We start from the raw sequence: 24,818 nt of genomic DNA on the forward strand, positions 1-24,818 counted from the left end.
CGCCGGTTCACCGCAGCCGGTCGAGGAACTCCCGCGAGCGCCGCAGCACCAGTGCGGTCGCCTCCGCGTCGTACGACGGCAGCGTGCTGTCGGTGAACAGGTGCTGGTCGCCCGGGTAGACGAACAGCTCGCCGAGGTCGGGCCCGGCGATGCCGACCAGCTCGCGGGCGGCTTCGATGTCGCCCTCCAGGGCGAAGAACGGGTCGGCGTCCATGCCGTGGATCTGCACCGGAACCCCGGCTGGCCAGGGGCCGACGGCCCATTCGCCGGTGACGGGCAGGCAGGACTCGTAGAGCAGCGCGCCACGGGTGCCGGGCCGGGTCTGGGCGAGCCGCTGGGCGGTGGCGGCACCCCAGGAGAAGCCCGCGTAGACCAGACCGTCGGGCAGCTCGGCCACGGCCCGGTCGGCGCGTTCGCGGAGCACCTCGCTCCCGATGCGTTTCGTGAGCGCGAAGCCCTCGTCGAGGGTCGCCGGGCGTTCACCGTCGAACAGGTCGGGGGTGTGCACGGTGTGCCCGCCCGACCGCAACTGTTCGGCGAACCCGCGCAGCCCGTCGGTGACCCCACGCAGATGGTGGAACAGGACCACGTCGGCCATCTCTACACTCCTGTCAACAGACGACAACGATCGAATGATCCATGATTCTAGAACGGTCGAGAAATGTCGAGCAATGAGCGGATCCCGGACTACGACCTCGACGAGATGCTCGTGGTCACCGCGCCCGCGCAACTTCGCGCGCTGGCCGATCCCCTGCGCGCCACCCTCCTGGAGCTGCTCCTGGAGCGGGCCGCCACGGTGACCGAGCTGGCCCGGGCGGTCGACCGGCCGAAGAGCAGCGTCGCCTACCACGTGACCGCGCTCGTCGACGCCGGCCTGCTCAAGGTGGTGCGGACCCGGCGGGTGCGGGCGATCGACGAGCGGTACTACGGCCGGGTCGCCCGCACGCTCTACATCGGCGCACTCAGCCGCCCCGAGGACAGACAGGTCGCGACCGCCGTCAACGGGCTCGCGGAGGCCGTCGCCGAGTCCGCCGCGGCCCACGCCGCCGACGAACTGCGCTGCACCCTCGTCCACGCCCGCATCCCGATCGAGGAGGTACGCGCGTTCTGGGCCGAGGTGCAGGCGCTGACCCGCCGCTTCGCCCAGATCCCCCGGTCCGGCGACCAGGTGTACGGGTTCGTCGCCGGCCTCTACCCCACCGACGCGCCGACCCTTCCCGAGCCCGACCCGGAGCCGGAACCGAAACCCGAGCCGGCCGGTTGAGGCGACCGGACGGGGCGCGGCACGCAACGGCGGACCGCCGGCCGGGCGGCGCCAACGGGGACGCTTCCCGGGCCGTCAACAGGGGCTCTCCTTAACAGCAGCGCTCCGGTGACCTAGGGTCGGCGTCCATGGACCTGAAGATCGTCGAGCTGGGGCCCGACCGGCTGCCCGCCGTGGTGGAGCTCTGCGGGCGGGCACTTGACCTGCCGGAGGACGCGGCCGAGGCGCCGGCCGTCGTGGACACCCTCTGGGTGCGGGCCGCCGACCACCGCCCGGTGTTCGCGTGGGGCGCGCACCGGGAGGGGCGGCTCGTCGGCGTGCTCGTCGGTTCCCTCGCCGCCGGCGACGGCGACGCCCGTGGTCACGTCGACCTGGTCGCGGTGGCACCGCAGGAGCGGCGAAAGGGTGTCGGGAGGGCCCTGCTGGCGGTCGCCGAGGCGCGCTTCGCCGAACTGGGCACGGTGGAGGTGCTGCTCGCCGGCAACCCGCCGCACTACGCCTGGCCCGGCATCGACGTGCGCTACACCCCGGCGATCTGCGCCGCGCTGGCGCTCGGCTACCGGCAGGACCGCACGGCGTGGAACATGACCGCCGACCTGTCGTACGACGACTCGCCCGCGCTGCGCCCGACGGAACCGGCGGAGGAGCGGCTGGCCGGACAGGGCGTCACGGTCCGCCGCGCCGGGGCGGACGACCTGCCGGCCCTGGTGGAGTTCGCGCGCGCCACCTTCGGCGGGGCCTGGGACGCCGAGCTGGCCGGCTCGGTGGGCCGGGAGGGAGCCGGTTGCCACCTGGCCGAGCGCGACGGCGAGGTGCTCGGCTTCGCCGCGTACGGCTCGTCGCGGCCGAGCTGGTTCGGCCCGATGGGCACCGCCCCGGCGGCGGAGGGCTCGGGGATCGGCGGGGTGCTGCTGCGCCGCTGCCTGCGCGACCAACGGGCGGCGGGCGTGTCGGCGGCGCAGATCGGCTGGGTCGGGCCGGTCCCGTTCTACTCGGGCAGCGCGGGTGCCCGGATCGAGCGCGTCTTCTTCCTGTACCGCAGGTCACTGAGGGGCTGACAACGGGATGAACGGGATATAGATCCCCATAACGCCATTTGCCCGCATTGGTGATCGTCGCGCCCTACCGTTTCCGGTAGAGGAGGCAGCCATGACCACGGACGACGAACGCCCCGGCCCGTTGCCGTTCGACCGGCTCGACTACGGCGACGCCGAGCAGCAGGCGGAGATGGCCGGCGTCGGCGAGCCGGCCGACGAGCCGGTGACGCTGGTCGACGAGCCGGTGCAGATTCCGCAGCCGTACGACCGGGCGCAGAAGAGGCGCAACCAACGGCCACTGCCGACGTGACAGCGGAAGGGGCGGACCGCTGACGCGGCCCGCCCCTTCCGGCGTTGGAGCTGGACTCAGAAGTCCATGTCCCCGCCACCCGGACCAGCCGGGGCGGCCGGGGTCTTCTCCGGCTTGTCCGCCACGACGGCCTCGGTGGTGAGGAAGAGCGCCGCGATCGACGCGGCGTTCTGCAGCGCCGAGCGGGTCACCTTGGCCGGGTCGATGATGCCCGCGGCCAGCAGGTCGACGTACTCACCGTTCGCGGCGTTGAGGCCGTGACCCGGGTTGAGGTTGCGGACGTGCTCGACGACCACGCCACCCTCGAGACCGGCGTTGACGGCGATCTGCCGCAGCGGGGCGTCCAGCGCGATCTTGACGATCTGCGCGCCGGTCGCCTCGTCGCCGACCAGGTCCAGCTTGTCGAAGGCGGTCTTGCCGGCCTGCACCAGCGCGACGCCACCACCCGGGACGATGCCCTCCTCGACGGCGGCCTTCGCGTTGCGGACGGCGTCCTCGATGCGGTGCTTGCGCTCCTTCAGCTCGACCTCGGTGGCCGCGCCGACCTTGATCACCGCGACGCCGCCGGCCAGCTTGGCCAGCCGCTCCTGCAGCTTCTCGCGGTCGTAGTCGGAGTCGCTCCGGTCGATCTCGGCCCGGATCTGGTTGACCCGGCCCTGGATCTGCTCGGCGTCGCCGGCACCGTCGACGATGGTGGTCTCGTCCTTGGTCACCACGACCTTGCGGGCGCGGCCCAGCATGTCGAGGCCGACGGCGTCCAGCTTGAGGCCGACCTCCTCGCTGATGACCTGGCCACCGGTGAGGATGGCGATGTCGGCCAGCATGGCCTTGCGGCGGTCACCGAAGCCCGGCGCCTTGACGGCGACCGACTTGAAGGTGCCCCGGACCTTGTTGACGACCAGGGTCGCCAGGGCCTCGCCCTCGATGTCCTCGGCGATGATCAGCAGCGGCTTACCCGACTGCATGACCTTCTCCAGGATCGGGAGCAGGTCCTTCACCGACGAGATCTTGCTGTTGACGATCAGGAGGTAGGGGTCGTCGAAGACGGCCTCCATGCGCTCCGGGTCGGTCATGAAGTAGGCCGAGATGTAGCCCTTGTCGAAGCGCATACCCTCGGTGAGCTCCAGCTCCAGCCCGAAGGTGTTGCTCTCCTCGACGGTGATGACGCCTTCCTTGCCCACCTTGTCCATCGCCTCGGCGATGATCTCGCCGACGCTGGTGTCACCGGCGGAGATGGAGGCGGTGGAGGCGATCTGCTCCTTGGTCTCGACGTCCTTGGCGAGCTTGAGCAGCTCCTCCGAGACGCTGGCCACGGCGGCCTCGATGCCCCGCTTCAGGGCGATCGGGTTGGCACCGGCGGCCACGTTGCGCAGGCCCTCGCGGACCAGGGCCTGGGCCAGGACGGTCGCCGTCGTCGTGCCGTCACCGGCGACGTCGTCGGTCTTCTTGGCGACCTCCTTGACCAGCTCGGCGCCGATCTTCTCGTAGGGGTCCTCGAGCTCGATCTCCTTGGCGATGCTCACACCATCGTTGGTGATGGTGGGGGCACCCCACTTCTTCTCGAGCACGACGTTGCGGCCCTTGGGGCCGAGCGTCACCTTCACGGCGTCGGCGAGCTGGTTCATGCCCCGCTCGAGGCCGCGGCGAGCCTCTTCGTCGAACGCGATCATCTTGGCCATACGGCGTTGTCCTCCTGGACACTCACGGGCCACCCGGAGTGTGTGTCCCGGATGGGCCGCCTGGTGTACGCACCTTGGGACGTCGCCACCTGGCGACGACGACGTCTCCTCGGCCGGGCCGGATAGCCCGCGACGACCGGCCATGTGCCGCAGCCGCGTCTGGACGCCGCTACGACCGTGGCCCTACCGCCCCGACCATTGGCACTCACGGTATGCGAGTGCCAATGACTTGTTTAGCACTCTCCCCTGCCGAGTGCAAGCACGATGGGCCCGGTCAGCCGAGTTCGCCGGCCAGCCGCGCGCTGTCCACCGGCCCCTCGTGGGCGCGTTGCTCGGCGTACGTGACGACCAGTCCGACCAGCTGGGCGAGGTGGGTCGGCAGGGCCAGCAGCGCGCCCACCACCGCAACCACGATCACGCCGACCGCCGTGCCGGGCGAGTCCATCGGGGTGGTGCCGAACGGCAGCGCGCCGATGCCCTCCACCATGCCCGCGGCGCCGCCGCCGACGATCACCGCCGCCGCCACCAGCGCCACCCGGCCGAGCAGCAGGCCGAGCCGGTCGTGGAACATCCGGAAGGACCGGCCGATCGGGTGCTGCCGCTCGAACAGGTAGACCGGGCCGGCCATGCTCAGCGCGAAGGCGAAGTAGATGCCGGGGATGAAGCAGAGGCAGAGGCCGAGGCCGATGATCACGCTCATCAGCAGGGTCCAGGCCCAGAGGCCCAGGGCCCGGCGCGCCCCGTACGACAGGGCGGCGCCCAAGCTGACCGGCTGACCGGCCGCCTGCCGGGTGACCACCCAGGTGCCGGCCGCCCAGCCCAGGCTCTGCACGAAACCGAAGACGAGGGCGCTGCCGAGCACCACGGACAGCATGACGCCCAGGTCGGTCACGAAGGTGTCGGGCAGCGCGGCGGGATCGTCGCCCATCGACTGCTCCCACTTGGCGGCCGGGTCGAGGACCAACGAGAGCACCGACACCACGAGGGCCGGCAGCACCTGGGTGAGCAGCAGGATCGGCAGCAGCAGCAGCCAGCCCCGGCGCACCGCGCCGACGCACCGGTTGAACCAGCCGTTGACGCCCGCGCCGGGCGGGGTGACGAGCAGGTCGGCCGGGTCGAGGCCGTGCCCCGGCGGGTACCACCCGTGGCCCGGCTGCCCGGGGTAGGCGACCGGAGCGCCCGGATACCACGGCTGCCCGCCGTACGGGCCCGAGCCGACCGGGTATCCGCCGGTGGGCGGGAAGACCCAGCCCTGCGGCGGTGGACCGGCCGGCGCGCCGCCGGGTGGCGGCGCGGAGGGGTCAGGGTCTCCCGGGGGCGGCGCGGCCTGGGGCGGCTGGTCGGACATGAACCCTCCTCAGCGATGGCTGGAACGGCTCACGATCCTCCCCTGCCGACGCAACCGGGCCGACGCCCGCCCCCGGGGGACGGGCCGGTCACGGGTGCCCCGCGTTGCCGGGTCGCCCCCGGCCCCCACGGCCGGGCCGAGGGGGCGACCGGCGCGGGCGCGGGAGGAGTGCCGGGGTCAGGCGATGACGCGCACGCGCTCGGCCTGCGGCCCCTTCTGGCCCTGGGCGATCTCGAACTCGACCCGCTGGCCGTCGTCCAACGCCTTGTAGCCGTCCATCTCGATCGCCGAGAAGTGGACGAAGACGTCCTGCCCGCCGTCGACGGCGATGAAGCCGTAGCCCTTTTCGGAGTTGAACCACTTGACGGTGCCCTGTGCCACGGTGCACTTCCTCACTCTGCGCGGCGTTCCACGACCCCGGAGGCCGGGCGGGCCGGCACCGGAGGACCACCGGCTCGGCGATCGACGAGGGCCGCTGAAACGGTGACCGAAATCGCACGCTACACGAAGCGTGACGACGGCGCACGACCACAAATCGGGCGAATTTCGACCGAGCGGCATCGGCGCTCATCGCTGTGGTAGGCATGCGTCATGACGAGCGCGCCCGCCGGGTCGCCGCCCGCGCGGCGGGCGGAGATCCGCCGGGTCCGGCCGCGCGACGCCGCCCGGATGCGGGCCCTGCGGCTGGAGATGCTCGCCGACGCCCCACTGGCCTTCCTGGAGACCCTCGCCGACGCGGCGGCCCGGTCGCACGCGGACTACGCGGCCCGGATCGCGTCCGTCTCCACCGGGGCGGGCACCGCGCAGTTCGTCGCGGATCCGGGCGGCCGGCTCGTCGGGCACGCCGGCGGCACGGCGGCTCCCGGGGAACCGGGGCTGACCGTGGTGTACGCCGTCTACGTCACCCCGGCCTGGCGGGGCAGCGGCCTCCTCGGCGACCTCGTCGACGCTGTCGCGGCCTGGTCGCGGGCGTGCGGGCGCCCCGAACTGATGCTGGAGGTCGTGGTCGGCAACGACCGGGCCTACCGCGCGTACCAGCGGCTGGGCTTCGTCGACACCGGCGTACGCGTCCCGCACCCCACCGTGCCGGCGCTCACCGAGCTCCAGATGCGCCGCCCGGCCTGACCCGGCCGCCCGGACCGGCCCGCGTGGGGGCCGCCCCGGGCAGCGGGCCGACTCAGGCGTGCCGGCGGGACTGCACGATGCGGAACCGGTTGGCGACGTAGGCGCCGTCGGTGAGGGCGGAGTTGGCCGCCGCGTTGGCGCCGCTGCCGTGGAAGTCGGAGAAGGCCGCCGACTGGTTCACGAAGACCCCGCCGGTGAGGTTGCAGGACAGGTGCACCCCGACCTCGACCGCCGCCGCCTCGGCCGCGTCGAGGACCGCCCCGTCGGTGGAGTAGACCGCCGCGGTGAGCGCACCCTTCTCGCCGACCGTGGCGCGCAGGATCTCCAGGCTGTGCGCCGTGGAGTCCGTGGCGATGGCGAACGAGATCGGCCCGAACCACTCCTGCGAGTAGGTCGCGGTGTCGTCGGCCGCCAGCCGGACCACCGTCGGGGTGCGGACCACCGCGCCGGGGAAGGCCGGGTGCTCGACCGTACGCGACTCCAGCACCGCCTCGCCGACCTTGGTGACCGCGTCGAGGCGCTCCAGCACCCCGTCGTTGACGATCGCGCCGGTCATCTCCACCCCGCGCGCCGGGTCGGCGGTGATCTTGGCGACCGCCGCGGCGATCCCGCCCGCCACCTCGTCGAAGCTCTTGTGCCCCTGGTCCGTCTCGATGCCCCCGGAGGGGATGAGGATGTTCTGCGACGTGGTGCACATCTGGCCGCTGTAGAGGGTCAGGGTGAAGCCGAGGTTGCGGCACATGCCGGCGAAGTCGTCGGTGGAGTCGATCACCACCGTGTTCAGCCCGGCCTTCTCGGTGTAGACCGCCGCCTGCCGGGCGTTGGCCTCCAGCCAGTCGCCGTACTCGGTGGAGCCGGTGAAGTCGACGATCTTCACGGCCGGGTGCAGGGCCAGCGTGGAGGCGAGCTTCTCACCCGGGGCCTCGGGCGCGAGCAGCACCAGGTTGGGGTCGAAGCCGGCCTCGGCGAGCACCTCCCGGGCGTACTTCACCGTGATCGCCAGCGGCAGCACCGCGCGCGGGTGCGGCTTGACGACCACCGGATTGCCGGTGACCAGCGAGGCGAACAGCCCCGGGTACGAGTTCCAGGTCGGGAACGTGTTGCAGCCGATCACCAGCGCCACGCCACGGGGCACCACGTGGAAGGTCTTGCTCATCCGCAGCGGGTCGCCCTTGCCGGCCGCCTTCTCCCAGCCCGCAGTCCCCGGGTGCCGGGTCATCTCCGCGTACGCGTAGGCGACCGCCTCCAGCGCGCGGTCCAGCGCGTGCGCGCCGCCGGCCTGGAACGCCATCACGAAGGCCTGGCCGCTGGTGAACTGCACCGCGTTGGCCAGCTCGAAGATGTGCTTGTGCAGCCGGTCGAGGATCTCCAGGCAGACCCCCGCCCGGGCCTGCGGGCCGGCGTCGCGCCAGGCGGGCAGGGCGGCGGAGGCGGCGGCGACCAGTTCGTCGGCGCCGGCGTGCGGGTAGCGGACGTTCAGCTCGACACCGAACGGGCTGGCCTCGGTGGCGACCCGGTCTGCCGCGCCCGGCTGGTCGAGGGGGAAGTCACCGCCGAGGTACGCCTCGAATGCGGCCTTGCCGTCGGCGGCGGCGGTCTCGCCGTAGACCCGGGGGCTGGGCGACTCGGGGTAGGCGGACCAGTACCCGCGCTCCGTGATCGCGGTCAGCGCCCGGTTGAGGGTGTCGGCGTGCCTGTCGTACAGGGGGTGCGGGGTCTCCGTCATGCCCGCCATCATGCAACAGGAACCCCTCAGATCAGTAGGGGCGTGTCACAAACTCAGATGGTGAGCTGCCAGTCGGTCCAACCGTCGACGGGACGGAACCCGAGTTGCTCGTTGATCCGCACCATGTGGGCGTTCTCGGCCGCGTTGAAGGTGTCGATCGCGCGTACCGCCGGCTCGTGGGCCAGCAGGTGACGCAGGTTCTCGACCTTGGTGAGCAGGCCGAGGCGGTGACCGCGGTGCTCCGGGTCGACGATGGTGATCTGCTGGAACGCGTGCCAGTCGGCCGACGCGCCGACGTCGAGCAGGGTCCAGGCGACCACCCGGCCGGACGCCTCGTGGCGCGCCGCCGTGTGGTAGCGCCGCCGCCCCCGCGCCCGCAGTGCCCGCTCGATGCCGCGGACGCGTTCGACGTCGATCCGCTCCGGTTCCCACTCCACGTCGCCCAGGGGTGCGTCGGTCATCAGCCGGCCGTCCAGGTAGGCGATGTCGGCGACGTACTCCTCGGGGGTGTCCCCCCGCCAGCGCACGACGTCGTAGCCGGCGGCCCGGCCCCGGGCGTCGGCCAGCGCGGCGGCCAGGCCGTCGTGGTCGAGCCGGGTGGTGTCGAGCCGGCGGCGGACCTCCGCCAGCGCCGGCCGGGCGCCGGTCGACGCGGCGAAGGCGGCGGCGGCCCCGGAGCGGGCCGGGCCGCCGGGCAGCGCGGAGACCGCCATCGCCAGCACCCGCTTACGGCCCCGCTCCCGCAGCAGGCGTACGCCGTGCTCGTGCAGCGCACGGCCGACACCGCGACGCCGGCACTGGGGGTGCACCACCACCTCGGCCTCGGCGTTCTCGGTGTTGTCGAGCTGCGGCAGGTCCAGCGCGAGGTAGCCGGCCGGCACGCCGTCGAGCCGGGCCAGCGCCCAGAGCGGCTCGTTGCCCGGCATCGGGTGCCGGATCGCCGCCTCGAAGCGCCGCCGGCAGAAGGGCGGGAAGTCCGGCAGGTCGGCGTCGTTGGCCGCCGCGCCGATCCGGTACGCCTCGTCGACGGCGGCCTGGTCGGCGGCGTCGAGCGGCGCGATCGCGATGCTCATCGGCTCAGGGTGCGCCCCCCGACGACGATCGGGCCAGCGAATTAACGCTGGCCCGATCGGAAGTTGGTCGGGAGGGACGCTCGCACAACGCCTCCGGCGTTGGGTCGCAAGAACTCAAAGTCTCCGGCGAAACGCCCTCCCGCACGGAGCATCTTGCGCCGTCCGGTTCCTGCCGTCAAGTCCTTGTCGGCGCGTTTTCCGCACTCACAGCGAAAACCCAGTTACGCCGCGAATCCCCCGCCCGCCCCGGTAGCCGGGTCGGGTCAGCCGAGGAGGCCGGCGTCGCGGGCGGCTCGCAGCGAGGGCTTGATGCGGTGGGTGGGGCCGACCTGGCCGGCCACCGCGTCGAGGGTCTTGAGGCCCTCGCCGGTGTTGAAGACGACGGTCTCGGCGGTCGGGTCCAGGCGGCCCGACTCGACCAGCTTGCGCAGCACGGCCACGGTCACGCCGCCGGCCGTCTCGGCGAAGACGCCGGTGGTGCGGGCCAGCAGGCGGATTCCGGCGCGGATCTCGTCGTCGTCGACGTACTCCATCCAGCCCCCCGTGCGGCGCACCGCCTCCAGGGCGTAGATGCCGGCGGCCGGGTCGCCGATGTTCAGGGACTTGGCGATACCGGTCGGCCGGACGGGGGTGATGGTGTCGGTGTCGGCGTGCAGGGCGGTGGCGATCGGGTTGCAGCCGGCCGACTGCGCGCCGAACACCTTCCAGCCGCCCGCCGGCGCCTCGACCAGGCCGATCTCGACCAGCTCGGCGAACGCCTTGTCGATCTTGGTGAGCAGTTCGCCGGACGCCATCGGGATCACCACCTGCGCGGGGATCCGCCAGCCGAGCTGCTCGGCCACCTCGTAGCCGAGCGTCTTCGAGCCCTCGGCGTAGTAGGGGCGCACGTTGACGTTGACGAACGCGGTGTCCTCGAACTCGTCCGTCTCGACCAGCTCGCCGCAGAGCCGGTTCACGTCGTCGTACGAGCCGTCGATGGCGACCAGTTCGCCGCCGTAGACGGCGGTGGTGATGACCTTGCCCTGCTCCAGGTCACCAGGGATGAAGACCACCGACGGCGCGCCGGCCCGGGCCGCGTGCGCGGCGACGGAGTTGGCCAGGTTTCCGGTGGAGGCGCAGGCGTAGCGGCTGAAGCCGAGCGCGCGGGCGGCGGTCAGGGCCACCGAGACGACCCGGTCCTTGAACGAGTGGGTCGGGTTGGCGCTGTCGTCCTTGACCCAGAGCGGGCCGGTGACGCCCAGTTCGGCGGCCAGGTGCGGGGCGGCCACCAGCGGGGTGAAGCCGGGGTCGAGGGTGACCCGGGTGGCCGGGTCCTGCCCGGCGGGCAGCAGCGCCGCGTACCGCCAGATGTTGCGCGGGCCCGCCTCGATCTGCTCCCGGGTGACCGTCGCCAGCGCGGCGGCGTCGTAGTCGACCTCCAGCGGGCCGAAACACTCGTAGCAGGCGTGCTGGGCGGCGAGCGGGTAGCGGGCCGAACAGGCGCGGCAGACCAGGGCGCGGGCGGGGCTGGCGGTGGTGTCGATGCCGGAGGGGGCGAACGTCGACGTCATGTCGAGGGTCCTCTCATCTTTCCCCGCATCGCACCCTGCGGCGGGGACGGAATTGGCACCTGCCCCGCCGGTCGCTCTGCGGTGAGCGCGCGGGGTGGTTGCCGGGGCGTCGTCGGGCCGTATCCCTCAGCCCCTCTGGATGAGGTATGCAGTTGTGCCGTCGAGTCTAAGCACCGACAACGCCCGGATCGACGTCGGATCCCACGCTGTGAGCGATCCCGCAGCCGCCGTCGATCCGCCGGGCGGGGCCGGCGGAACCCTCCTCGACGGTACGGATTCAGACGGTCACCGAGCGGGAGTCGGCGGGGCGCCGGGCGCGCAGCAGGGTGTCGAGCGCCCACGCGCCGGGACCGAACACGGCGATCAGCAGGAACGACCAGCAGAACAGGACGGCCAGCTCACCACCGTTGCGCAGCGGCAGCAGCGCGTCGGGCTGGTGCACCACGAAGTACGCGTACGCCATCGAGCCGGACGCCAGCAGGGCCGCCGGCCGGGTCAACAGCCCGACGAGGACCAGGCCGCCGCAGACCGCCTGGATCAGCGCGGCCCACCAGCCCGGCCACTCGCCGAGCGGGACCGCCTCGCCGGTGCCCCGGCTGCCGCCGAGGATCCCGAGCAGTGAGGCCAGGCCGTGGCAGAGGAAGAGCAGGCCGACGACGGCACGGAACAGGGACAGGGCCGGGCCACCTATCCGGTCAGTGAGCATCAGGGCACCTCCGATCAGGACGGCAGGACGGCACCAGGATGCCGACAAAGATTCGACCGTGTCGATGAATTCCCTATCCGTGGGAACGCTCCCATGGATAGGGGCGTCCCTGCCGCCTTGCGGGCTGGCGCGGGCCCGTTACGGTGCCGGTCACATCGACGGAAAGGAACGCGCGAATGCGTCGCAAGCTCGTCCCGGTGGTGGCGCTGACCATGGCCTGCCTGCTGGTGGTGACGACCGCCTGCTCCACGGGCAACCGGAAGAAGCGGAACCGGTCCGCCGACCGGCCCGCCGGCACCGCCGTCGAGCGGGACGACGTCGACACCGCCCCGGCGACCGCCCGGGCCACCCCGACCCCCCGCCCCACCGACGACCGGCTCAGCTGCCTGGAGCTGCGCAACACCCGGGTCGGCAGCAGGAAGATCCGCTACCGCGGGTACGCCGCCCCGATCCGCCTCGCCGACGGCCGCTGGTCCGACCCCGACGGCACGAGGGTGGAGTTGCAGCGGCCGTGCGCCGTGGGCGACCTCGACGGCGACGGCGCGGGTGACGCGGTGGGGGTGGTCATGCTCGACGGCGGCGGCACCGGCCGCTTCTTCACCCTCGCCGCCTGGCGCAACGTCAGGGGCGAGCCGGACTACCAGGCCCAGGTCGACCTCGGCGACCGTACGCCGGTGGAGAGCGTCAGCGTGCGCGACGGCAGGGCGACGGTGGTCTACCTGACCCGCCCCGCGGACGGCCCGATGGCGGAACTGAGCATCCGGCGCACCGCCGTCTACCAACTCCGGGGCACGACGCTGGCCGAGCTGCGCCACACCGACGCCCGGGTGACCGACGCGTCCGGCGACGGGGACACCGCCGACTCCGGCACCGCGCCGGACTCCCCCGACTCCCCCACCCGCAAGCGCAGGCCCCGGTCCCGCTGACGTCCCCGCGACCGGGCCGTCCGGGACCCGTCGATCGTTGCCGGCTCCGGCCGGAACGAGCACGCGCGGCTCAGCCCGGGACCGGCCGGTGGGCCGCTGGCCTCGGGAGCTGTACGGATGCGGTCTCCGGGCAATTCTGCTGGCTCACCTCGCCGAGGCAGCCCCACCCCGGGCCCGGGGGGCGTTCGAAGTACTGGACGGGCTGCGACGGGACGGCCTCGGTGGTGAACGTTCCGGTGCCGCCCGGGATGCGTTGCTCGTGGGAACCGGTCGTGTCGGTGTAGGAGGCGACGATGTGCCACTCGCACGTGTGGGTGGACACCTCCGGCTGGATACGGAAGGCCATGTTGGACTGACCGTTGCCCAGCTCGACGACGTTGCGGCGGAAGTACAGCCGGCCCTCCTCCGGCTCGCCCTCGGCCAGGGCGTACGGACCGTGCGGCTCGTCCGTCGGTCCCCCGGTCAGGTCCCACAGCAGGCCCTGCCGGGACTCCGCACCCGCCGGGGGAAGGGTGACGACGGTCTGCGCCGTCGGTACGCGGCACGTGTCCTTGACGGCAGTCATGTTGTTGATCGTGAGCCCGGCGGCGCGGTCGCTGTTCAGGTTCAGGTCGAACGTCTGGGCATGGCCGCGATTCTCGTTGCCGTCCTCCCGCGGGGCCACGTAGGACGCGTGCTCGACCAACCGGCCGCCGAGCGGCTTCAGGAACTCCCACACCTCCGACCTGGCGCCGGTCAGGGCGGTGAGGGCGGCCTGCTCGCCCTCGGTCAGCGGCCGGTCGAGCAGCACGGTGAAGGCCTCGGGCAGGTCCCGGTCGTAGTCGAGGGGAGTGACGGTGGACACGAACGCGGGCTGCTCACGGTCGACCACCTTCTCGGCCTGCCTGTCCGATCGGGCCCGATCGGTGGCCGTCGACCGGTCCAGCAGAAGGTCGGCGTGGTAGGCGAACAGCACGCCGAGCACGACGACGACGGCGACGGCGGTCGCGTACACCGCACGCTGCCTCGGCCGAAGCCCGCGAAACCCGGGCAGGCGTTCATCGGCCAGCACGGCCAGGGCGCTCGGCCCGGGCCGCTGCCCCGGTGCCGGCGCGGGTGGCGGCGCGGCCTGCGAGACGGGTGGCGGCGCGGGCGGGGACGTGGACGGCCGAGCCGGTGGCGCGGGCGACGGCTCGGCGGGCGGCTCAGGCGGCGGCACGGCGGGCGGAGTGGACATACCCGATTCTCACTCACGGGAACCGCAGTCTCACAGACAGCAGTTCGCGCTCCCCGGGTTCCTCACCTGAGGAGAGACCGGTCCCACGCACGGGGCAGCTCGACAGCGCCCATCAGCCGCTCCCCCGGACGGGTGTCCGGGGCCGGCTGAGCACCGGCCGGTGCGATGATCGGGCGATGGCAACCCCCGCGTACCGACCCGCACCGTGTCCGCGCGGCGGAGTTTCCACACCGGCACGGCTGATCGGCGTCACGATGGCCGGCCTCGTCCTGCTCGGCGCCTGCTCCGCGGCCGCACCGCCGTCGGTCGATCCGGCACCGAGCACCATCCCGAGAGCGGGCGCGCCGACACCGGATTCCGGGACCGCCCCCGGCGGGTGCCCGGAGTCCGGCGTCCGGATCGGTTCGCCGGGCTCCAGCGCCGCGATGGGTCTGCGGGCCCTCGGGCTGGAGCTGGTCAACTGCGGCACGGAGCCCTACCCGCTGAACGGTTATCCCGCGCTGCGTCTGCACGACGGCGACGGCAACCCGATACCGGTCCGGGTGGTCGAGGGGGCCAAGGAGATCACGTCGGGCTTCGACGCGCCGCCCCGGCCACTGACCCTGCGGCCCGGCGAACGGGCCGGTGCCGCCGTGCTCTGGCGCAACCTGGTCACCGACCCGACGGTCGTCGCCACCACCGGCGAGCGCCTGGAGGTCGCGCCCGCCGCCGGCCGGCCCGCGCAGGTCGTCGGCCTGGACGGGCCGATCGACCTCGGCAACACGGGCCGGATCGGGGTCAGCGCCTGGAAGAAGGCGGCCGACCCGGCGCCTTAGCTGGTGACGTCCTTTCGGGTGAAGCGCCAGAACGCCAGCCCCCAGAACAGCGTCGCGTAGCTGATCGCGGAGATCGCGCCGCGTACCACGTCGTCGGTCTGCACCGGCGTCGACAGCAGGCCCAGCCAGGCGGTGCTGTAGTGCGTCGGCAGGAACGCGCGCAGCGCGCCCAGCGCGGTGATCTGGTCGAGGATGCTGGAGAGGATCCAGAGCAACACCGCGCCGCCGACCGCGCCGAGCGCGGCGTCCGTGACCACCGACAGCAGGAACGCCAGGCCGGCCACCACCAGGAGTACGACCGCCAGGTAGCCGAGCACCCCCAGCAGCCGCAGCAGCCCCTCGCCCGGTTCGAGCTGGGCCGCCACGGTGCTGCGCAGCGGCTCCCAGCCGTAGCGCAGCGTGCCGATCAGCAGGGCGGTGCCGGCGAGCAGCAGCAGCGCCAGGGCCGAGTAGACGAGCGCGACCACCAGCTTCACCGTCAGCAGGCGGGCCCGGGGCACCGGCACCGCGAGCAGGTACCGCAGGCTGCCCCAGCTCGCCTCGCTGGCCACCGTGTCGCCGCAGAACAGCGCCACCACCACGACCATCAGGAACGACGCCGAGACGAAGATGGTGAAGAGGGTGAAGTTCAGCCCGCCCGACGTGGCGAACTCCACCAGGCTGCCGAACTCCCCGCGCCCGTTGTCGTCGTCGTCGCCCGTGTCGAACTGGAACGCAATCAGGATGATCAACGGCAGCAGCACCATGAAGCCGAGGGCGAGCTGCGTACGCCGCCGGGAGGCCTGCCGCCGGAACTCGGCGCCGAACGGCAGGGTCGCCGACGGTCGGTAGCCGGCCGCCGCGCCCGCCGTGGGTGACGTGCCCGCCATCATCGGTCCCCGCTTCCCCGAGAGTTCTCGCCCACCAGGGCGAGGAACGCGTCCTCCAGGCGGCGCCGCGGCACCACCCGGTCCACCCCGATGCCGGCCCGGACCAGCTCGGCGACCACCTCACTGCGGGCGGTGCCATTGGTGTCCACCACGAGCTGGCCCTCGCTGTCGGGGAGCACCCGCACCCCGTGCAGGCCGTCGAGCACCGCCCGGGCGGCCTCCGGGTCGGTCACGTCGAACAGCACGCTGGGCGACTCGCCGACGATCTCCTCGACGGGGCCCGAGGCGACGATGCGGCCCTTGTTCACCACCACCGCGTGCGTACAGGTCTGCTCCACCTCGGCCAGCAGGTGGCTGGAGACCAGCACCGCCCGGCCGTCGGTGGCGTAGCGCTGGAGCACCCGGCGCATCTCCGCGATCTGCGGCGGGTCTAGCCCGTCGGTCGGCTCGTCGAGCACGAGCAGTTCGGGCAGGCCCAGCATCGCCTGCGCGATGGCGAGGCGCTGTTTCATGCCGTGGCTGTAGTTCTTGATCCGCCGGCGCACGGAGTCGCCCAGGCCGGCGATCTCCAGGGCCTCCTCGAAGTGCGCGTCCTCGGCCGGCCGCCCGGTGGCCCGCCAGTACGCCTTCAGGTTCTCCAGACCGGACAGGTGCGGCAGGAAGCCCGGCCCCTCGACCAGCGCCCCGATCCGGGACAGCACCGGCGACCCGGGCACCAGCCGGTGCCCGAAGACGTAGATCTCGCCGGCCGTCGGCTGGGTCAGCCCCATCAGCACCCGCAGCGTGGTGGTCTTGCCCGCGCCGTTCGGGCCGAGCAGGCCGACGACCTGACCGGGGTGCACCTCGAAGTCCACGTTGGAGACGGCGACGAAGCCGTCCGCGTACTCCTTGCGGAGCTGCCGCACAGCCAGCGGGACGCCCGCGTACGCCGGGTGCACGGAGCTGTCCTGGCGGCGGTGCCGGCGGCGGACCACGGCGACGACCACGACGAGCCCGACGACGATCGCGGCGACCAACCCGGCCAGCACCCAGCGCCACACGGTCGCGGAGGTGGGGATCGGGTCGCCGGCGACGGTCGGCAGGCTGACCGCGCCGGTGGCCGCGACGGTGTGCACTGCCGGCTCGACCGGGGTGGCGTACGCCTGGTCGGAGGTCGCCACCACCACGCGCAGCCGGTGCCCGGCCTCGATCCGGCGCACGATCGCCGGCAGGGTGACGGTGACCGGGCGTGCCGCGTCGATCGTCGGCGGCAGGCCGGTGAGCCGGATCGGGGCGACCAGGCCGTTGGGCAGGGTGGCCGCGCCGTTGGGGTCGACGTCGTAGAGCTTGACGAAGAGCACGGCCTCCCCCGTCGGCGACGCCGCCCGGACGTCGACGGTCGGGGCGCCCACCACGTCGACCGCCTCGGCCAGCGGCTCCGACTCGAAGCGGGCGTGCTGGCCGGGAATGTCGCCGGCCACGCCGCCGAGCAGCGCCGACAGCTCACCGGCGAAGGGCACCGAGGAGATGGCGGCGGGGTTGCCGGCCGGTGGGTTGGCGACGGGCTGGGCGGGACCGGCCACCGGCACGCTCCGGCGAGCCGTGCCGGCGACGCCGGGATAGTCGGCGTAGCGGTAGCCGGTGGCCACCAGCCCCCGGTCGAGGGCGTCGAAGCCGGCGATACGCGACCAGGTGAAGTCGTCGCCCGGGGCCTCGCCCTCGCCCTTGACGTAGTGGTCGAGCCACTGCACGGTCAGGAACTTCACCCGGTCCGAGTCGGTCTTCGGGCCCTCGCCGCCGTCGTGGCCGCCGGTGAACCAGGCCACCCGCACGGGCGTGCCGGCGGCGGCGATGCCGCGCGCGTTGGCGTCCGCCTCGCCGAGCGGGAAGAGGGTGTCCGCCTCGCCCTGCACCAGCAGGGTCGGCGCCTCGATCCGGTCGAGCACCCCGGCCGGGCTGGAGCGGCGCAGCAGGTCCACGGCGGCCTGGTCGGCCCGACCCGTGGTGGCGATGCGCAGGTACGCGGCGCAGATGTCGGCGGCGAACCGGCCGCACGCCGGGTCGCCGGCGCCGGCCGGCGCGCGCCCCGGGCCGGTGCCCGGACCGGCGCCCGGCCCCGGGCTGGGCGGGCCGGCGGAGGCGGGCGCCCCCTCGGGCTGCGCGGCGCTGGTCCCGGAGAGCCCGGCCGGCCCGGAGCCGACGTTGCCGCCGCCGCCGAAGAACAGCCCGGCCCAGCCCGACTTGAAGACGCCCTCGGTGGGCTCCTTGCCGCTGCTCTCCGGCAGGAAGGAGCGGGACAGGTCGTTCCAGGTGATCATCGGTACGATCGCGTCGACGCGCTGGTCCTGCGCGGCGAGCAGCAGCGCCAGGGCGCCGCCGTACGAGCCGCCGACGACGCCCACCCGCGGGTCCCCGTCCCCGTCGGTACGGACGTCGGGGCGGGCGGCGAGCCAGTCCAGCAGCCGTTGCGCGTCGCGTACCTCGTAGTCCGGGTGGTCCAGGTGGATCTGCCCGCCGCTGCGGCCGAAGCCCCGCGCGGTCCAGGTGAGCACCGCGTAGCCGCGACCGGCGAACTCCTCGGCGTCGGCGCGTACGGACTCCTTGGTGCCGCCGAAGCCGTGCGCCAGCAGCACCGCCGGCACCTTGTCGGCCGGCGAGGCGCCCTCGGGCAGGTAGAGCGTGGTGTCCAGGTCGACGGGCTCGTCCCCGGTCGGCCCGGAGGCGACGTTCACGAACGCCGCCTCGGTGCGCACGGCCGGCTCCCGCGGCAGGACCGCCCAGGTCACGGCTGCGGCGAGCAGCACGACGACCACCGTCGCGGCGACGACGCGCCGGCGGGTGGGCAGGGCACGCCGGATCCACGCGGCCGACAACGGCGATCTCATTCGGCACACGGTACGGCCCGGATCCTGAGCGTTGGCTGAGATCCTCCGTACGTCCGTCCGGTCGGGCCGATCGGCGTCCGGGGCACGCGGTCCAGACCGTCCCAGGAAGATGAATTCGGATCACGTGAATTCCGATGTTCGTCGGAAATCCACTCCGATCCATCCTTGCCACTCTCCGTCCCGGCACCCACCGTGCCCGCCGAGTCACCCAGGGGTCACTTCGGGCTTCATGACGCAAAGCTGACTGTTCGACGGCCGGATCAACTCCCCGCTGGTCGGTTAGTTTTCCGGTCCGGTGCACGGGACTTCGCCGTCGACCCCCGACACCCACCACCATCCCGTGCTCCCGCCGGAGGAGACAGACATGACAGTCCCCGCGCCGCCGGCCCGCCGGCGGCCCACCACGGTGGGCCGCGTACTGCCGCTGCTGCTCCTCGTCGCCCTGCTCGCGCCGATGACCCTGCTCTTCGTGCAGACCTGGCGGCTCACGGCCGACGACCGGGACCTGGCCAGCCGGGAACGGCTGGGCGTGGAGTACCTGCGCGCCCTCGGCCCGGTCACCCACGCCCTGATCGACGCCCAGTCCGCCGCCGTCGCCGCCCGACCCGCCGACAGCGCGGCGCTGACCCGCGCGGTCGAGGCCGCCGCCTCCGTCGACACGCGGATCGGCGCCGAGCTGCGGACCCAGGAACGCTGGGCCGGCCTGCGGGCCAAGATCGAGGCGCTGGGCGCCCGCGGCCCCGCCGACCCGGAGGCGGCCTTCGCCGCGTACGGCGAGGCCACCGACCTGCTGCTGGCCCTGCACGACAAGGTCCGGGAGACCTCCGGACTCGTCCGCGACCCCCGGTCGGACTCCTTCTTCCTCCAGCACGCGAGCCGGGACCTGCCCGAGACGGTGGTGGCGACCGGGCGGCTGGCGGACCTGGCCGTGCTCGCCGCCCGCCGGCCCGCCGCCGACCGCAACCGCACCGCCGTCGAGATCGCCGCCCTCCGGGTCGCCGTCCTCACCCCGGCCGGCGACCTGGTCACCGACCTGCGGGCCGCCGTGGACAGCTCGGAGAGCGCCGACCTCGGCGCGAGCGTGCTGACCCCGCTCGACACGTACCAGCGGGCCGTCGAGGCGCTGGCGGCCAACTCCGCCCCGACCGGCCGCGACGCCGTTGCCAACCAGGCGCAGATCACCGACGCCCGGCGCGACGCGCAGGCCGCCGCCGAGCAGCTCCAACCCGTCATCCTGGACGAACTCGACGCGCTGCTCGCCGAACGCCTCGGCGGCCTGGACCGCAGCCGGTGGCTGACCGTCGCGGCGGGGGTGCTGGCCGTACTGCTGTGGGCGGCACTCGGCGCGGTGTGGCTCGCCGCCGCCCGCCGGGCCCGACAGCGCGCGGCACAGGCCCGCCGCGAGCGGGACGGGGCCGCCACCCCGCCGGAGGCCACGCCGTGGCCGCCCACCGCCGAACCGCGTCGACTCCAGCCCGTGGGGCCGGCCCGCGAACCCGGCGCGCAGTGGGGGCCCGCCGATGCTGCTCGCTAGGCTCCGGATCCGGGGCAAGCTCGCGCTGCTCGTGGTCATCCCGCTGCTCAGCATCGTGGGGCTGGCCGTGCCGGCGGTGCTCGACCGGGTGTCCGCCGCGCAACGCGCCGGCGACATCGCCGAGCGGGTCCGCGTCGCCAGCCGCATCGGCACCCTCGTGCAGGACCTGCAACAGGAACGCGTCCTCTCCGTCGGCCTGCTGCTCGGCCGGGTCACCCGCACCGAACTGGTGCAGCGGACGGCCAGCGTCGACGACCGGGTCGCCGACCTGCGGGCCACCCGGGGCGACAAGCTGCCGAGCCGGGTCGCCGAGGCCCTGCACGGCGTACGCGGGCTGACCGACCTGCGGGCCGCCGTGCTCGCCGGGGCCGCCACCCCGGACCAGATCATGGCCGCGTACGGGCCCGTCAACACGGCGCTGATCGAGTCGCTGCGGCTGCCGTTCGGGGTGGACACGGAGACGGCGGCGGGACGGCAGGTGCTGGCCCTCGACGGGCTGCTGCGCGCCGACGAGGGGCTGGCCGCCTGCGCCACCCTGATCGTGCTCGTCAAGGCCACCGGCGCGCCCCGGGCGAGCGCCTCGTACGTCGCCTGCATGGCCGCGCTGCGCGTGGACAACCAGCGGTTCCGCAGCCTCATCACCCCGGAGCAGTTCGCCCTGGCGAGACTCAACGACGCGGCCGTGGCCGCCCGTACCAGCGCGGACTTCCTCCACACGAGCGCGTTGGACCCGGCCGGCGCGACCAGGGACATCCCGCTGGACGCGCTCTTCCCGTCGGTCCGCTCGATGATCACTTTCGGGCAGTTCATCGAGAAGAAGCTCGTCGCCGACGTCATCGCCGAGGTGACCCGGCAGCAGCGCCGGGCGCTGACCGAGGCGTACCTGGTCGGTGGGGTCGCCACCCTGATCCTCGCCGTGGTGGTGCTGCTCAGCGCGGCCGTCGCGAGGACGGTGGCCCGGCCGCTGACCCGGCTCACCCGCTCCGCCGACCGGGTGGCCCGGGTCGCCGAGGCGGAGCTGACCCGGGTCGCCGACGACGAGACCGAGGGCGTAGCGCCGGTGCGCCTCGACCCGGTCGACGTACGGGCCCGCGACGAGATCGGCGACCTGGCCCGCGCGTTCGACCGGGTGCAGAGCACCGCCGCCCGGCTCGTCGAACGGCAGGTCGCCGGACGGCGCAACGTGGCGCAGATGTTCGGCCACGTCGGCCGCCGTACGCAGAACCTCGTCGGCCGGCAGATCGCGCTGATCGACCGGCTGGAGCGGCAGGAGACCGACCCCGACCGGCTGGAGCACCTGTACCGGCTCGACCACATCTCCAGCCGGCTGCGCCGCAACGCGGGCAGCCTGGTGGTGCTCTCCGGCTCGGCCGGCGCGGACCCCCACGTGGCGCCGGTGCCGCTCGGCGACGTGGTCCGGCTGGCGCTCGGCGAGATCGAGGACTACACGCGCGTCGACGTGCGGGTCCCGCCCGGCGTGTCGGTGGCGCCCGGCGCCGTCGGCGACCTCGTCCTGGCGCTGGCCGAACTGATGGAGAACGCCACCGTCTTCTCCCCGCCGCACACCCGGGTCACGGTGGACGGCGAGCAGACCGGCTCCGGGGCGCGGCTGACCGTGGTCGACCGGGGCATCGGCATGACGCAGGAGCGGCTGGCGGAGGAGAACGCCCGGCTCACCCGGCGGGAGCGGCTGGATCTCGCACCGACCGAGGTGCTGGGGCTCTTCGTGGTGGGCCGGCTGGCCCGCCGGCACGGCTGGACGGTGCGGCTGGCACCGACTGCTGGCGGCGGCGTGACCGCCCACCTGGAGGTCCCGGAGAGCTCGCTGGTGATCCACCGCGCCGAGCGGGCCGGCGTGGCCGTGGCCCGGGCCGCCGTACCCGCGCGCGACCGGCGCTCCCCCGCCGACGCGCCGGAGGCGGCCCGGGTCCGCGCCACGGCGGCCGAGGCACCGCCCGCCCGGATCCACGCCACAGCGGCCGAGGCACCGGCTGCCCTGCCCCGCGCGGCGGTCGGGACGGCGCCGGGGGCCCCGCCGTCCGGGTTCGACGCGGCGCTGCTGAGCCGCGCCACGCGCAGCATGGAGTCCGGCGCCCCCTGGGACGCGTTCGGCTCCGGGGGCGAGCCCGAGGCGCCGGCCGGCGCCGCCCCGCCGGGCATCCGCCAGCGGGTGCCGGGGGCCACCCTGCGCCCCGCCGACCCGCCGGTGGTGGGGCCGGTGGAGGCCGGCGGCGCCGATCCGGCCGCCGCCCGCGCCCTCGTCGAGGCGGTCGAGTCCGGCGTACGCCGGGCCGAGCGCGGCGGCCGTACCCCGGACGGCACGGTGCCGGGCCAGTTGACCCGGCGGGTGCCCGGGGCCAACCTCGCCGCCACCCCGGCCCGGCAGCCCGACAGCCCGCACCCGGGAAATCCGGACGAGGTCCGCGACCTCCTCACCGAGTTCGAGGCGGGCGTCGCCCGCGCTCTGCGTGAAGTCAGTCAAGACCACCGCTACGAAGAGGGAACATCACGGTGACCAGCCCCTTCCTGCACGACAACGTCGACCACCAGAACCCGGGCGCCGGGGACCTGAGCCCGGAGGCGCGCACCTTCAACTGGTTGCTGGACTCCTTCACCTCCAGCACGGCCGGCGTGCTGGAGGCGATCGCCGTCTCGTCGGACGGTCTGCTGATGGCCATGTCGGCGATCAAGGACCGCTCCAACGCGGAGCGGCTCGCCGCCGTGGTCTCCGGCATGACGAGCCTCGCCGGTGGCGCCGCGAGCTGGTACGCCCTCGGCGGGGTGAACCGGGTGGTCGTGGACATGGCCGAGGGCTACCTGCTGATCAGCGCGATCAGCAGTGGTTCCGTGCTCGGGGTGGTCGCCGACCGCTCGGCGAACCTCGGCACCGTGGCCTACGAGATGACGCTCTTCGCCGGCCGGGCCGGTGGCGCCCTCACCCCGAGACTGATCGCCGAGCTGAAGAACGCCGCTCAGCAATGACCCCGGAGGTCGTCGGCGAGGGACCGGACCCGGAGCCCACGATCCGGATCCGGCCCTACCTGCGCGCGTCGTCCCCCCACGACGCCCGCCCCGGCCTGCCGGCGGCCACGGCCACGCCGACGCCCGAGGACGGGCCGGCGGGCCCGCGCCCGTTCGTGCTCACCGCCGGGCGGGTAACCGGCGCCGACCCGGCGATCGGGCTGGAGACGCAGGTGACCGCCCGACCGGCGACCGACCGCGCCGCGCCGCTGAACCTGCTGGCGCCCGAGTTGCAGGCGATCGTCGCGCTCTGCGACGAGCCGATCTCGGTCGCCGAGATCTCCGCCCGCACCCGGCTGCACTTCGGTGTGGCCCGGGTGCTGGTCGGCGACCTCCGCGCGGCGGGCCACCTGGACGTGCACGACGGCGCCGACGCCCTCGACCCCGACATCATCCTCCGAGTGATTGATGGACTCCGTGCGATCTCCTGAATGGCCGGCCGCCCCGCTGGGCGGGATCGCCGCCAACAGCGCCGCCGCCCGGTACGGCTCCCCGACGGGGCCGCAACCCGCCGCGTCCGCGCCGCCGCCGCACCGGTCGCCGGCCACGGGCGTGGCCTCGGTGCCCCGGCCCGCGCCGGCCGCCGCGCCGCCGATCCCCGTCAAGATCCTCATCGCCGGCGGCTTCGGGGTCGGCAAGACCACCACGGTCGGCGCGATCTCCGAGATCGCCCCGCTGACCACCGAGGCGGAGATGACCAGCGCCGGGATCGGCATCGACGACCCGGGCGTACGCTCCGCGAAGACCACCACCACGGTGGCGATGGACTTCGGCTGCGTCACCATCGACCGCAGCCTGAAGCTGTACCTGTTCGGCACGCCGGGGCAGGCCCGCTTCGGCTTCATGTGGGACGACCTGGCCCGCGGGGCACTCGGCGCCCTCGTCGTGGTGGACAGCGCCCGGCTGGACGACTGCTACCCGGCGATCGACTTCTTCGAGCGGGCCGGCCTGCCCTTCGTGGTCGGCGTGAACGCCTTCGACGGGCGGCTGGCGCACGACCTCGACGCGATCCGGTGGGCGCTGGCCGTCGGCGACCACGTGCCCCTGGTGCAGTTCGACGCCCGGGACCGGCTCTCGGTGCGGGACGCCCTGCTGGTCGTCCTGGACCGCGCACTGGAGCGGGCCACCCGGGAGAGGAAGTCCTGAACCGCCGCGGCGGTTCGACCCGTTTCGCGAGAAGGGGTGGTCGTGATGAGAGGTGGACTGGACGAGACACTGGCCCGGATGGCCCGCCGCGAGGAGGCCCTGCGCCGGCGGGCCGCCGACGCGGGGGCGGCGGGCGGGGAGGTCGCCGAGCCGGCGGAGGCGCACGACGGCTCCGGCCCGGGCCGCGCCGGGACCCGGGCCGAGGTACGCAACGCCGGACCGGGCTGGGCCGACACGCGGCGGGGCGCGGAACCCCGCGACCCCGTGGCGGAGGTCGCCGAGGCCGTCCGCCGGGTGGTGGCCGGCCACCCCGGCACGGCGGTCAGCATCCGGGTGGAGCACGACGGGCAGGCGTACCCGCTGCGGGTCGCCTGGACCGACGCGGGCGTGACGGTCGGCACGGAGGCCACCGCGCCGCCGCCGGAGTGGCCCCTGTCGGTCAAGACCGTGCCGGCCTGGACGCCAACCCGGGAGGGGCTGACCCCCGACCCGGCGGCGCGGCTGGCCGCGCTGATCCGCCGCGACCCGTCCCTGCTCGGCGACGGTGACGGGCCCCGCGCGGCGCAGGACGCCCCGGGGGCGGGCGCGGCGTGACCACGGCGGCTAGGG

Annotated in this window: 23 protein-coding genes and 1 riboswitch; of the genes, 12 read left to right on the forward strand and 11 right to left on the reverse strand. The window is 74.0% G+C overall.

The annotated features are described in order from the left end of the window. Positions 1–7: 7 nt before the first annotated feature. A complete protein-coding gene (locus tag ACTMS2_RS16645) occupies positions 8–598 on the reverse strand; it encodes a dienelactone hydrolase family protein (RefSeq protein ID WP_441176162.1) in 591 nt (196 codons plus the stop codon). A gap of 63 nt (positions 599–661) precedes the next feature. Here ACTMS2_RS16645 and ACTMS2_RS16650 point away from each other — a divergent pair, with 63 nt between their 5' ends. The 3 genes from ACTMS2_RS16650 to ACTMS2_RS16660 all read left to right on the forward strand — a co-directional run bounded on the left by ACTMS2_RS16650 (position 662) and on the right by ACTMS2_RS16660 (position 2,611). Next, the gene (locus ACTMS2_RS16650) at positions 662–1,264 is read left to right on the forward strand and encodes a helix-turn-helix domain-containing protein (RefSeq protein ID WP_441176163.1); all 603 of its coding nucleotides are present in this window, start codon (positions 662–664) and stop codon (positions 1,262–1,264) included. A 128-nt stretch (positions 1,265–1,392) separates the two neighbouring features. Then, complete coding sequence (locus ACTMS2_RS16655) at positions 1,393–2,322, forward strand: GNAT family N-acetyltransferase (RefSeq protein ID WP_441176164.1); 930 nt, start codon at positions 1,393–1,395, stop codon at positions 2,320–2,322. Positions 2,323–2,413: 91 nt separating this feature from the next. After that, on the forward strand, positions 2,414–2,611 hold the full coding sequence (locus ACTMS2_RS16660; RefSeq protein ID WP_441176165.1) for a hypothetical protein: 198 nt from the start codon (positions 2,414–2,416) through the stop codon (positions 2,609–2,611). Positions 2,612–2,667: 56 nt separating this feature from the next. Here the strand turns inward: ACTMS2_RS16660 and groL are convergent, their stop codons facing one another. The 3 genes from groL to ACTMS2_RS16675 all read right to left on the reverse strand — a co-directional run bounded on the left by groL (position 2,668) and on the right by ACTMS2_RS16675 (position 6,019). After that, complete coding sequence (groL, locus tag ACTMS2_RS16665) at positions 2,668–4,290, reverse strand: chaperonin GroEL (protein ID WP_088998150.1); 1,623 nt, start codon at positions 4,288–4,290, stop codon at positions 2,668–2,670. A 274-nt stretch (positions 4,291–4,564) separates the two neighbouring features. Further along, complete coding sequence (locus ACTMS2_RS16670; RefSeq protein ID WP_441176166.1) at positions 4,565–5,638, reverse strand: hypothetical protein; 1,074 nt, start codon at positions 5,636–5,638, stop codon at positions 4,565–4,567. A 177-nt stretch (positions 5,639–5,815) separates the two neighbouring features. Continuing rightward, positions 5,816–6,019: a cold-shock protein gene (locus tag ACTMS2_RS16675; protein WP_067305333.1), complete on the reverse strand. Its 204-nt coding sequence runs from the start codon at positions 6,017–6,019 to the stop codon at positions 5,816–5,818. A 210-nt stretch (positions 6,020–6,229) separates the two neighbouring features. Here ACTMS2_RS16675 and ACTMS2_RS16680 point away from each other — a divergent pair, with 210 nt between their 5' ends. After that, positions 6,230–6,763 (forward strand): N-acetyltransferase family protein, encoded by a 534-nt coding sequence (locus tag ACTMS2_RS16680; RefSeq protein WP_441176167.1) that lies wholly within the window; start codon positions 6,230–6,232, stop codon positions 6,761–6,763. Positions 6,764–6,815: 52 nt separating this feature from the next. Here the strand turns inward: ACTMS2_RS16680 and paaN are convergent, their stop codons facing one another. From paaN to ACTMS2_RS16700, 4 genes are all read right to left on the reverse strand, one after another. Then, the gene (gene paaN, locus ACTMS2_RS16685) at positions 6,816–8,489 is read right to left on the reverse strand and encodes a phenylacetic acid degradation protein PaaN (RefSeq protein ID WP_441176168.1); all 1,674 of its coding nucleotides are present in this window, start codon (positions 8,487–8,489) and stop codon (positions 6,816–6,818) included. 53 nt (positions 8,490–8,542) lie between these two features. Beyond that, positions 8,543–9,562, reverse strand: a complete 1,020-nt coding sequence (locus ACTMS2_RS16690) for an N-acetyltransferase family protein (RefSeq protein ID WP_441176169.1) — start codon at positions 9,560–9,562, stop codon at positions 8,543–8,545. 263 nt (positions 9,563–9,825) lie between these two features. After that, a complete protein-coding gene (gene thrC / locus ACTMS2_RS16695; protein ID WP_358164495.1) occupies positions 9,826–11,112 on the reverse strand; it encodes a threonine synthase in 1,287 nt (428 codons plus the stop codon). A gap of 10 nt (positions 11,113–11,122) precedes the next feature. After that, a riboswitch (SAM riboswitch) is annotated at positions 11,123–11,258 on the reverse strand. A gap of 131 nt (positions 11,259–11,389) precedes the next feature. Next, positions 11,390–11,818, reverse strand: coding sequence for a DoxX family protein (locus tag ACTMS2_RS16700; RefSeq protein ID WP_441176170.1), 429 nt, complete (start codon positions 11,816–11,818; stop codon positions 11,390–11,392). Positions 11,819–11,994: 176 nt separating this feature from the next. Between ACTMS2_RS16700 and ACTMS2_RS16705 the strand changes: the two genes are divergently transcribed. Continuing rightward, a complete protein-coding gene (locus ACTMS2_RS16705; protein ID WP_441176171.1) occupies positions 11,995–12,744 on the forward strand; it encodes a hypothetical protein in 750 nt (249 codons plus the stop codon). Positions 12,745–12,814: 70 nt separating this feature from the next. Here the strand turns inward: ACTMS2_RS16705 and ACTMS2_RS16710 are convergent, their stop codons facing one another. Next, entirely contained in the window at positions 12,815–13,738 is a 924-nt protein-coding gene (locus tag ACTMS2_RS16710) for a hypothetical protein (protein WP_441176172.1), read from the reverse strand. 476 nt (positions 13,739–14,214) lie between these two features. Here ACTMS2_RS16710 and ACTMS2_RS16715 point away from each other — a divergent pair, with 476 nt between their 5' ends. Next, positions 14,215–14,775: a DUF4232 domain-containing protein gene (locus ACTMS2_RS16715; RefSeq protein ID WP_441176173.1), complete on the forward strand. Its 561-nt coding sequence runs from the start codon at positions 14,215–14,217 to the stop codon at positions 14,773–14,775. On the opposite strand, the gene ACTMS2_RS16720 is transcribed toward ACTMS2_RS16715, so the two are convergent. Beyond that, entirely contained in the window at positions 14,772–15,647 is an 876-nt protein-coding gene (locus ACTMS2_RS16720; protein ID WP_101412963.1) for an ABC transporter permease, read from the reverse strand. The two genes, ACTMS2_RS16715 and ACTMS2_RS16720, sit on opposite strands and share 4 nt — an antisense overlap. Further along, positions 15,644–18,508, reverse strand: coding sequence for an alpha/beta fold hydrolase (locus ACTMS2_RS16725; protein ID WP_441176174.1), 2,865 nt, complete (start codon positions 18,506–18,508; stop codon positions 15,644–15,646). The genes ACTMS2_RS16720 and ACTMS2_RS16725 overlap by 4 nt, the downstream gene beginning before the upstream one ends. Positions 18,509–18,872: 364 nt before the next feature. Between ACTMS2_RS16725 and ACTMS2_RS16730 the strand changes: the two genes are divergently transcribed. From ACTMS2_RS16730 to ACTMS2_RS16755, 6 genes are read left to right on the forward strand one after another with little or no spacing between them, the layout of a single operon-like run. Then, positions 18,873–20,042 carry a hypothetical protein gene (locus tag ACTMS2_RS16730; protein WP_441176175.1) on the forward strand — a complete coding sequence of 390 codons (1,170 nt, stop codon included), beginning with the start codon at positions 18,873–18,875 and terminating at the stop codon, positions 20,040–20,042. Continuing rightward, positions 20,029–22,557, forward strand: coding sequence for a nitrate- and nitrite sensing domain-containing protein (locus tag ACTMS2_RS16735; RefSeq protein WP_441176176.1), 2,529 nt, complete (start codon positions 20,029–20,031; stop codon positions 22,555–22,557). The genes ACTMS2_RS16730 and ACTMS2_RS16735 overlap by 14 nt, the downstream gene beginning before the upstream one ends. After that, complete coding sequence (locus ACTMS2_RS16740) at positions 22,554–23,024, forward strand: roadblock/LC7 domain-containing protein (protein ID WP_441176177.1); 471 nt, start codon at positions 22,554–22,556, stop codon at positions 23,022–23,024. Before ACTMS2_RS16735 ends, ACTMS2_RS16740 begins: the two co-directional genes overlap by 4 nt. Continuing rightward, positions 23,021–23,494 (forward strand): DUF742 domain-containing protein, encoded by a 474-nt coding sequence (locus ACTMS2_RS16745; protein WP_441176178.1) that lies wholly within the window; start codon positions 23,021–23,023, stop codon positions 23,492–23,494. Before ACTMS2_RS16740 ends, ACTMS2_RS16745 begins: the two co-directional genes overlap by 4 nt. Further along, complete coding sequence (locus tag ACTMS2_RS16750) at positions 23,472–24,209, forward strand: GTP-binding protein (protein ID WP_441176179.1); 738 nt, start codon at positions 23,472–23,474, stop codon at positions 24,207–24,209. Before ACTMS2_RS16745 ends, ACTMS2_RS16750 begins: the two co-directional genes overlap by 23 nt. A 45-nt stretch (positions 24,210–24,254) precedes the next feature. Next, positions 24,255–24,803, forward strand: coding sequence for a hypothetical protein (locus ACTMS2_RS16755; protein WP_441176180.1), 549 nt, complete (start codon positions 24,255–24,257; stop codon positions 24,801–24,803). Positions 24,804–24,818: the final 15 nt, after the last annotated feature.

This window comes from Micromonospora sp. SD12 (genome assembly GCF_052068495.1).
Classification (GTDB): domain Bacteria; phylum Actinomycetota; class Actinomycetes; order Mycobacteriales; family Micromonosporaceae; genus Micromonospora; species Micromonospora echinofusca.

What these genes read in the sequence shown, in the direction of transcription:
- paaN (WP_441176168.1), bottom strand. Translation starts at nt 8,489, where the DNA reads ATGACGGAGACCCCGCACCCCCTGTACGACAGGCACGCCGACACCCTC.
- ACTMS2_RS16660 (WP_441176165.1), top strand. Translation starts at nt 2,414, where the DNA reads ATGACCACGGACGACGAACGCCCCGGCCCGTTGCCGTTCGACCGGCTC.
- ACTMS2_RS16735 (WP_441176176.1), top strand. Translation starts at nt 20,029, where the DNA reads ATGCTGCTCGCTAGGCTCCGGATCCGGGGCAAGCTCGCGCTGCTCGTG.
- ACTMS2_RS16720 (WP_101412963.1), bottom strand. Translation starts at nt 15,647, where the DNA reads ATGATGGCGGGCACGTCACCCACGGCGGGCGCGGCGGCCGGCTACCGA.
- ACTMS2_RS16745 (WP_441176178.1), top strand. Translation starts at nt 23,021, where the DNA reads ATGACCCCGGAGGTCGTCGGCGAGGGACCGGACCCGGAGCCCACGATC.
- ACTMS2_RS16730 (WP_441176175.1), top strand. Translation starts at nt 18,873, where the DNA reads ATGACAGTCCCCGCGCCGCCGGCCCGCCGGCGGCCCACCACGGTGGGC.
- ACTMS2_RS16670 (WP_441176166.1), bottom strand. Translation starts at nt 5,638, where the DNA reads ATGTCCGACCAGCCGCCCCAGGCCGCGCCGCCCCCGGGAGACCCTGAC.
- ACTMS2_RS16755 (WP_441176180.1), top strand. Translation starts at nt 24,255, where the DNA reads ATGAGAGGTGGACTGGACGAGACACTGGCCCGGATGGCCCGCCGCGAG.
- ACTMS2_RS16650 (WP_441176163.1), top strand. Translation starts at nt 662, where the DNA reads ATGTCGAGCAATGAGCGGATCCCGGACTACGACCTCGACGAGATGCTC.
- ACTMS2_RS16750 (WP_441176179.1), top strand. Translation starts at nt 23,472, where the DNA reads ATGGACTCCGTGCGATCTCCTGAATGGCCGGCCGCCCCGCTGGGCGGG.
- ACTMS2_RS16725 (WP_441176174.1), bottom strand. Translation starts at nt 18,508, where the DNA reads ATGAGATCGCCGTTGTCGGCCGCGTGGATCCGGCGTGCCCTGCCCACC.
- ACTMS2_RS16715 (WP_441176173.1), top strand. Translation starts at nt 14,215, where the DNA reads ATGGCCGGCCTCGTCCTGCTCGGCGCCTGCTCCGCGGCCGCACCGCCG.
- ACTMS2_RS16645 (WP_441176162.1), bottom strand. Translation starts at nt 598, where the DNA reads ATGGCCGACGTGGTCCTGTTCCACCATCTGCGTGGGGTCACCGACGGG.
- groL (WP_088998150.1), bottom strand. Translation starts at nt 4,290, where the DNA reads ATGGCCAAGATGATCGCGTTCGACGAAGAGGCTCGCCGCGGCCTCGAG.
- ACTMS2_RS16690 (WP_441176169.1), bottom strand. Translation starts at nt 9,562, where the DNA reads ATGAGCATCGCGATCGCGCCGCTCGACGCCGCCGACCAGGCCGCCGTC.
- ACTMS2_RS16655 (WP_441176164.1), top strand. Translation starts at nt 1,393, where the DNA reads ATGGACCTGAAGATCGTCGAGCTGGGGCCCGACCGGCTGCCCGCCGTG.
- thrC (WP_358164495.1), bottom strand. Translation starts at nt 11,112, where the DNA reads ATGACGTCGACGTTCGCCCCCTCCGGCATCGACACCACCGCCAGCCCC.
- ACTMS2_RS16680 (WP_441176167.1), top strand. Translation starts at nt 6,230, where the DNA reads ATGACGAGCGCGCCCGCCGGGTCGCCGCCCGCGCGGCGGGCGGAGATC.
- ACTMS2_RS16700 (WP_441176170.1), bottom strand. Translation starts at nt 11,818, where the DNA reads ATGCTCACTGACCGGATAGGTGGCCCGGCCCTGTCCCTGTTCCGTGCC.
- ACTMS2_RS16705 (WP_441176171.1), top strand. Translation starts at nt 11,995, where the DNA reads ATGCGTCGCAAGCTCGTCCCGGTGGTGGCGCTGACCATGGCCTGCCTG.